Raw genomic sequence first — 1,704 nt, 5'->3', positions numbered from 1 at the left:
CGCTTCCTTCCCACACTCGGTTACCCTCATGCAGTTGCGCTTCACTTCGCTCACTGTGGTCAGCTCGCGGCGGGACTTGCACCCACAGGAGTGCGCCCATGCTGGGCGCACCCAAACAAAAAGCCCGGCCGCGCAAGCGGACCGGGCTTTTTTTACGTCTGAGCGATTACTCGGCCTTGGCGCCCAGCGCAGCCGGCGAGACGTTCACCTTGGCCTTGGCCTTCTTCTTCAGGGCCTCGATATAGCCGTACATCTCGGCGTTGCCGACGGCGCGTGCGATCGCCTCGGCTTCCTGCTTGCGGCGCGCCTGGTCCGGCTGGGCCGGCTGCGTCACCTTGCCGATGCGGTACACGCCATAACCCTGGCCCGGCAGCTCGACGCCGACATAGGCCGGCAGCTTGCTCACGTCGGCCTTCAGCACGGCGATCGCGGCGGCCGGGTTAATGCCGGGGTCCTTTTGCATGGTGCGCGACAGGACCTTCACCTCGCCGAAACCGCTGGCGTCGCCGGACGCCTTCAGCGCGGCCAGCTTGGCTTCGCCGGCCTGGCGTGCCAGGCGCTGCTCTTCTTCCTGGGTCACGCGCTGGCGGATCTGGTCCTGCACTTCGGCCAGCGGACGCTTGGTGGCCGGCTTGAACTCGACCACGCGGCCCGCCACCAGGGTGCTCGGCGCCACTTCCACCGCCTCGGTGTTGCGCTTGTTGGCGATGGCGTCCTGCGAGAAGATCGCTTTCAGGAATTTCTCGTTGTTCACCGGCGACTTGCCCAGTGCCGGATTCGGCGTACGGGTCAGTCCGTCGGCGGTCTGAATCGTCAGGCCGAACTTGTCGGCCGCCGGCTTCAGGCTGTCCGACTGTTCGTACACGGTGTTCGAGAAACTCTCGGCCAGTTCCGAATACTTGCTCGCCAGCTTGGCCTTCTTCAGCTCGGCCACGATTTCCGGCTTGGCTTCTTCCAGGCTCTTCTGGACGGCGGGGACGAGCTTGGTGACCTTGACGATGTGGTAGCCGAAGCTCGAACGCACCAGGCCGCTGACTTCGCCTTCCTTGAGCTTGAAGATCGCATCTTCGACCGGCTTGTCGAAGACGCCCTTCTCGACCACGCCGAGGTCGCCGCCCAGTTCGGCCGAACCCGGATCCTGCGACTGCGCCTTGGCGATCTTCGCAAAGTCGTTCGGATTCTTCTGCACTTCGGCCAGGATGGCCTGCGCCTTGGCCTTGGCGGCGGCGTCATCGGCCGGCTTGGCGTCTTTCGGTACCGCGATCAGGATGTGGCTCGCGCTGCGCTTTTCCGGGGTGGAGAAGCGTTCCTTGCTCTTGTTGTAGACGTCCTGCACCTCGGCGTCGGTGACGTTCACCTGCTTGGCCACGGTGTCGGCGTCGAACACGAGGTATTCGGCCTTGACCTGCTCGGGCACCGTGAACAGGGCCGCGTTCTTGTCGTAATACGCCTTCACCATATCGTCGGTGACCTTGACCTGGGACGCGAAATTCGCGATCGGGAACAGCAGTTCCTGGACTTCGCGCTGCTGGTCGTTGATGTCCGACAGGCGGTTCGCCACCGAGCGCGGGGCGAAGGCGGTTGCCTGCACCGAGCCGGCCAGCTGCTGCACCGCCAGCTGGTAGCCGACGCGCTGCTCGAAGTTCTGGGCGCTCATGCCCTGCGAAGCCAGGAAGGCCTTGTAGGCGTCCAGGTCGAAACTGC

The 1,704-nt window shown here is 64.6% G+C and carries 1 protein-coding gene; it reads right to left on the bottom strand.

Features of this window, described 5'->3' with window-relative positions; translation table 11 throughout:
* Positions 1 to 166 precede the first annotated feature (166 nt).
* Positions 167 to 1,704 (bottom strand): peptidyl-prolyl cis-trans isomerase (locus ACI48D_RS14940; protein WP_435572023.1); only part of this gene is annotated, 1,538 nt, incomplete at its 5' end.

The sequence above is a fragment of the Massilia sp. LXY-6 genome (assembly GCF_051233485.1).
GTDB lineage: Bacteria > Pseudomonadota > Gammaproteobacteria > Burkholderiales > Burkholderiaceae_D > Telluria.
Note: the sequence above shows the minus strand (reverse complement) of the source record. Positions and strands in the feature narration are given on the sequence as shown.